This window comes from Brevundimonas diminuta ATCC 11568 (assembly GCF_000204035.1).
Classification (GTDB): domain Bacteria; phylum Pseudomonadota; class Alphaproteobacteria; order Caulobacterales; family Caulobacteraceae; genus Brevundimonas; species Brevundimonas diminuta.
Genome location: NZ_GL883086.1, coordinates 2,516,415 through 2,520,415, shown reverse-complemented (window position 1 = coordinate 2,520,415; position 4,001 = coordinate 2,516,415). Strand labels below are relative to the sequence as shown.

5 protein-coding genes are annotated in these 4,001 nt (G+C 68.1%); all 5 read right to left on the bottom strand.

Going from position 1 to position 4,001, the window contains the following annotated elements; all coding sequences use genetic code 11:
* The coding region (locus tag BDIM_RS16180) for a translation initiation factor IF-2 associated domain-containing protein (RefSeq protein ID WP_040346461.1) at positions 1-248 on the bottom strand (248 nt) is incomplete at its 3' end.
* A 111-nt stretch (positions 249-359) separates the two neighbouring features.
* On the bottom strand, positions 360-1,034 hold the full coding sequence (locus BDIM_RS16175; protein ID WP_040346459.1) for an RNA-binding protein: 675 nt from the start codon (positions 1,032-1,034) through the stop codon (positions 360-362).
* A gap of 18 nt (positions 1,035-1,052) precedes the next feature.
* Positions 1,053-2,789 (bottom strand): transcription termination factor NusA, encoded by a 1,737-nt coding sequence (nusA, locus tag BDIM_RS16170; protein ID WP_040346457.1) that lies wholly within the window; start codon positions 2,787-2,789, stop codon positions 1,053-1,055.
* Positions 2,789-3,385 carry a ribosome maturation factor RimP gene (gene rimP / locus BDIM_RS16165; protein WP_003166634.1) on the bottom strand — a complete coding sequence of 199 codons (597 nt, stop codon included), beginning with the start codon at positions 3,383-3,385 and terminating at the stop codon, positions 2,789-2,791. Before rimP ends, nusA begins: the two co-directional genes overlap by 1 nt.
* Before the next feature lie 167 nt (positions 3,386-3,552).
* A partial coding sequence (locus BDIM_RS17310) for a methyl-accepting chemotaxis protein (protein WP_248601228.1) occupies positions 3,553-4,001 on the bottom strand: 449 nt, incomplete at its 5' end.

Here is a 4,001-nt window from a genome sequence, read left to right as displayed (position 1 = left end):
CCTTCGGGGCGCGGACGCGCGACGTCGAAGCCCTGCGGACGCTGATGCCCGCCCTGCGGGCCGGCGCGGCGCTTGGTCTCGACGACGACGGTCTTGGAACGGCCGTGGCTGAAGCTCTGTTTCACCGTGCCGGTCGAGACCGAGCCCGCCGCACGCGGCTTCAGGCTCAACGGCGCGCGCGGCCCCGTTTGCGAAGGCGCGTTGGCAGGAGTCTTGCCGTCGTTGGAATTGTTGTTTTCGTCGCTCATCCGGTCGCTTTTACTCAGGGCGGAGAATTCCGCCTTCGTCTCTCAATCACCCATAGCAGAATGCGGCCCCGCCTCCGTTGTTTCGGAAACAGGCCCGCAGCCGCTCAAACCCTAAGGCTCTCCTTCCGGAGCCGCGCTCCGGTCGTCCTCTGCGCCGTGTTCGGGCCCCGCCCGGTTCCAGCTCTGGGGACAGAGAGGTCGAAATCCCGCCAGCCGCTGAACCTCCATGGTCCAGCGATCGGCCCGCCCGCCTTGCAGCAGGACGGCGTGTATCGCATTTTCCAGCCCAAGGGCCAAACTCAAATCGTCCGCGCTGAAAGCCCCGCAGATTTCAGGGGCGGGCGAGGCGTGTCTGGAGAGGGCCAGAAGCTTGCCGCGCCCATCGGCCGAGCCGTCGGCGGCTTCGATCAGCCATGCGGCGCGGCCGCTGCGGATCGCCGCAGCGCATTTCTCGAACCCAGAGATAAGCACGCCTTCGCGCCGGGCAAGACCCAGCTGGTCCAGGCAGCGCCGAACCAGCAGGCTTTCGACCAGATCAGGCAGGTCCGCGGCGGGCTTCAACGGCGCCTTGGCCGCCCGCGCGAACAGGTTCTTCTTGATCGCGGCCTCAAGCGAGGCGCGGTCGGCCGCGACCCACAGGCCGCGCCCCGGAAGCTTGCGCCCCAAATCGGGCGCCACCGCCCCGTCCGGGGCCGCCACGAAACGGATCAGGCGAGATTCATCGAGGGCCTGGCGCGACGCCAGGTCCTGACGATCCCTATCGATCAACGTCTCGGACGACCTCATGGACGGCTGCGGCTCCCATCACATGTCGCGGGACTGATCGTCGAGGTCGCCGGAAGCGGCCTCTGCATCAGCGTCGACGTCGTCGGCCGGGGCTTCTTCCTGGACTTCGCCGTCGAACTCGACGTCGCCTTCCAGCGTCTCTTCCTCGACGTATTCCGGCTGAGGCAGTTCCGAAGCGTCGATCCAGCCGGCGGCCACGCGCGCCTGCAGGATCAGCATTTCGGCGTCTTCCTGGCTCAGATTGAAGCTTTCCAGTACGCCCGGAACCTTCACGCGCTCGCCGCCGCGCACTTCATAGCCGCCGCGGATTTCATCGGTGGCCAGGTCGGCCAGATCCTCGACCGTCTTCACCCCGCCTTCGCCCAGGGCGACGGCGATGGCGGCGGTCACGCCCGGCACGTCCAGCACGCCGTCTTCGACGCCCAGGGCCACGCGCTTGGCGTCCAGCTCGGCGGCCTGACGCTCCAGGTGTTCGCGGGCGCGGGTCTGCAGCTCTTCGGCCGTGTCCTCGTCGAAGCCTTCGATCTCGGAGATTTCATAAGCCTCGACGAAGGCCAGATCCTCGACCGTGGCGAAGCCTTCGGTGACCAGCAGCTGGGCGATCGTCTCGTCCACGTCCAGGGCTTCCTGGAACAGGGCGGTGCGTTCGGCGAACTCGCGCTGGCGACGCTCGGAGTCCTGGGACTCGGTGATGATGTCGATCTGCCAGCCGGTCAGCTGCGAGGCCAGGCGGACGTTCTGGCCGCGACGGCCGATGGCCAGCGACAGCTGCTCGTCCGGCACCACGACTTCAACGCGGTCGGCTTCTTCGTCCAGCACCACCTTGGCCACTTCGGCCGGGGCCAGGGCGTTGACGATGAAGGTCGGCTCGTCCTCGTTCCACTGGATGATGTCGATCTTCTCGCCCTGCAGTTCGGCGACGACCGCCTGAACGCGCGAGCCGCGCATGCCGACGCAGGCGCCGACGGGGTCGATCGAGCTGTCGTTCGACAGGACGGCCATCTTGGCGCGCGAACCGGCGTCGCGGGCGGCGGCGCGGATCTCGATCACGCCGTCGTAGACTTCCGGCACTTCCTGGGCGAACAGCTTGGCCATGAAGCCGGGGTGGGCGCGCGACAGCATGACCTGCGGGCCCTTGGCCTCCGGGCGCACGTCGTAGATGTAGGTACGGACGCGGTCGCCGACGTTGAACACCTCGCGCGGGATCGACTGGTCGCGGCGCATGATGCCTTCGCCACGGCCCAGGTCGACGATGGTGTTGCCGTATTCGACGCGCTTGACCGTGCCGTTGACGATCTCGCCGACGCGATCCTTGAACTCTTCGTACTGGTTGGCGCGCTCGGCCTCGCGGACCTTTCCGGTCACGACCTGGCGGGCCATCTGGGTCTGGACGCGGCCGAACTCGAACGGCGGCAGGACCTCGACGTACTCCTTGCCGACTTCGGCCTCGGCGTCGCGCTTCAGCGCGTCGCGCAGACGCACCATGGCGCTGTCGTTGAACTCTTCCAGTTCGTCTTCCGGCTGCCAGTCGTCAGCGACGATGGTGACGTGACGGGTCAGGCTCAGCTCGCCGGTCTTGTGGTCGATCTGGGCGCGGATGTCGTGGTGCGCGCCATAGCGCGACTTGGCGCCCTTCTGGATCGCTTCCTCGATCGCCTCGATGACGATCTCCCGGTCGATGTTCTTCTCGCGCGCGACGGCGTCGGCGATGGAGAGCAGTTCCAGACGGTTGGCGGAGATTCCGGTCACGGCCATCAGGCGTCGTCCTTAGTGGAGTCGGAGTTGGATTGTTCAGCGTCGGGCGCGCCCTCGGGCAGGCCGTCGTCTTCGGGTTCGCCGCGCGCCGCGCGCAGGGCCGCGCCGCGTTTCAGCAGTTCGTCGGTCAGCACCAGCTTGGCGTCGGCCAGCCAGGCGAAGGGGATCAGGGCGGTCTCGTCCTCGCCGTCCAGATCGATGGCGATGTTCTCGCCCTCGGTCCCGGCCACGACGCCCTTGAAGCGCTTGCGGCCCTCGACCATGCGGTCGGTCTCGAGCCGGGCCTCCAGCCCTTCGAACAGGTCGAAGTCGATCAGGCGCGTCAGCGGCCGGTCGATGCCGGGCGACGAGACTTCCAGCAGATATTCGCCCGAGATCGGGTCGGCGGCGTCCAGCACCTCGGACACGGCGCGCGACAGACGGGCGCACTCCTCGACCGAGATGTCGTGGTCGGTCTGGCGCTCGGCCATGATCTGCAGGCGGCGACGCAGCGTCCCGCCCATCAGGCGCACGCGCACGACCGCCAGCCCCAGGCTCTCGGCCACGGGGTCGATCAGCTCCAGCAGAGCACGGTCTTCGGCGGTCTTGGCCCGCAAGCGGCTACTCCAAAAACAAAAGCGACGGTCCGTCCGGGCCGCCGCTTGATACGACGCCGTTGGACGTCGGTCTAACGATGTGAGCGGTCATATAGGCGAAAGCGGGGGCCGTGTCAGCCCCCGCCGTCACCCCATGACAATCACAGCCATACGATCAGGCCGTCCGGTCAGAACTCCTGCCAGTCGTCCTCGACCTCTTGCAGCCGAGGGGCGCCGCCGCGACCGAGGGTCTTCAGCACCGCGACGGTCCGAGGCGCCGAGGCCGGCGCAGACGATGGCGCGGGCGCGACAGCCCCTCCGATGCGGAAACGCGCCACCGAGGCGGCCAGGACGTCGGCCTCCTGGGCCAGGGAGTGGCTGGCGGCCGTCGATTCCTCGACCATCGCCGCGTTCTGCTGCGTCACCTGATCCATCTGGTTCACGGCGGTGTTGACCTGCTGCAGGCCTGTCGCCTGCTCCTGGGCCGAGGCCGAGATCTCCGCGACCAGGCCGTCGATTTCGGCCACGCGGCTGACGATGCGCTGCAGGGCCTCGCCCGTCTGTCCGACCAGGGCCACCCCCGCGCCGACCTGCTGGCTGGAGGCCGAGATCAAGGCCTTGATCTCCTTGGCGGCCT

Excerpts from the sequence above, each read along its gene's own strand:
- BDIM_RS16175 (WP_040346459.1), bottom strand. The coding sequence starts at position 1,034 with ATGAGGTCGTCCGAGACGTTGATCGATAGGGATCGTCAGGACCTGGCG.
- nusA (WP_040346457.1), bottom strand. The coding sequence starts at position 2,789 with ATGGCCGTGACCGGAATCTCCGCCAACCGTCTGGAACTGCTCTCCATC.